The sequence below is a fragment of the Denitraticella aggregata genome (genome assembly GCF_048158365.1).
GTDB lineage: Bacteria > Pseudomonadota > Gammaproteobacteria > Burkholderiales > Rhodocyclaceae > Azoarcus_F.
In genome coordinates this window covers 1-1,091 of record NZ_JBLLNL010000041.1, presented here as the reverse complement: position 1 = coordinate 1,091, position 1,091 = coordinate 1, and the positions used below count along the sequence as shown (strand labels likewise).

The window sequence follows — 1,091 nt, the reverse complement described above, 5'->3', positions numbered from 1 at the left end:
GAAAATCATCTAGCCGGCCTCCCGGCGCCGCAGTGGCGGCGGAGTTAAAGTGAGTTTGCGAACCTGCTTTAACCGTCGGGAGGCCGAGATGAAATATAGCGGAATTGACCTACACTCGAACCACAGCGTGGTGACCGTGGTGGACGAAGAAGATCGGGTCGTGGCGGAGAAGCGTCTGCCCAACGACTTGGCGAAGATTGTTGGATTTCTCATGCCCTGGCAAGAGGAGTTGGCTGGGGTCGTGGTCGAATCGACCTTCAACTGGTACTGGCTGGTGGATGGTCTGCAGGCGGCGGGGTTCAAGGTGCATCTGGCTAATACCACGGCGATCACGAAGTACGAAGGGCTCAAGCACAGCGGCGACGAAACCGATGCTCGTTATCTTGCCCATCTTCTGCGGCTGGGGATCCTGCCGACCGGAACGATCCTGCCGCCGGAACAGCGTGCGGTTCGCGATCTGGCCAGGAAGCGCATGCAACTGGTGCGTAGTCGCACCACGCACATCCTCGCCATCGAGAACATCACGGCCCGCCAGCACGGCGCACGTATCAGCAGCAATCAGGCCAAGCGCCTGACGGCCGAGCTCGTCGATCAGATGCCGCTACCGGCGGATGTAGCGCTGGCGATCAAGAGCAATGTAGCGGTCATCGCAACGCTTTCCGCGCAGATCGACCTTCTTGAAAAGCGTCTGCAGGAAAAGGTAGGGGCGCGCGCCGAGTACGCACTGCTCACCAGCGTGCCGGGCATCGGCCAGGTGCTGGCGACCACGATCCTGCTGGAAACGGGACCGATTGACCGCTTTGCCGCCGCCGGCAACTTCGCCTCCTACGCGCGCTGCGTCGACAGTGTGCATACCAGCAACGGCAAGAAGAAAGGGGAAGGAAACACCAAGAACGGCAACAAGTACTTGGCTTGGGCCTTCGTCGAGGCGGCCAACTTTGCGTTGCGCTACTGCGCTGAGGCGAAACGGTTCTACGAGCGAAAGAAGGCGAGGACGAACAACGTGGTGGCGATCAAGGCGCTGGCGCACAAGCTGGCGCGGGCATGCTTCCACATCCTGAAGGAGCGCCAACCGTTTGACGTGACGCGCT

Annotated in this window: 1 protein-coding gene; it reads left to right on the top strand. The window is 60.8% G+C overall.

The window, feature by feature from the left end:
• Window positions 1–88: 88 nt before the first annotated feature.
• Window positions 89–1,091: IS110 family RNA-guided transposase (locus ACKVEX_RS16555; protein ID WP_473216841.1), on the top strand; the 1,003-nt coding region annotated here is incomplete at its 3' end.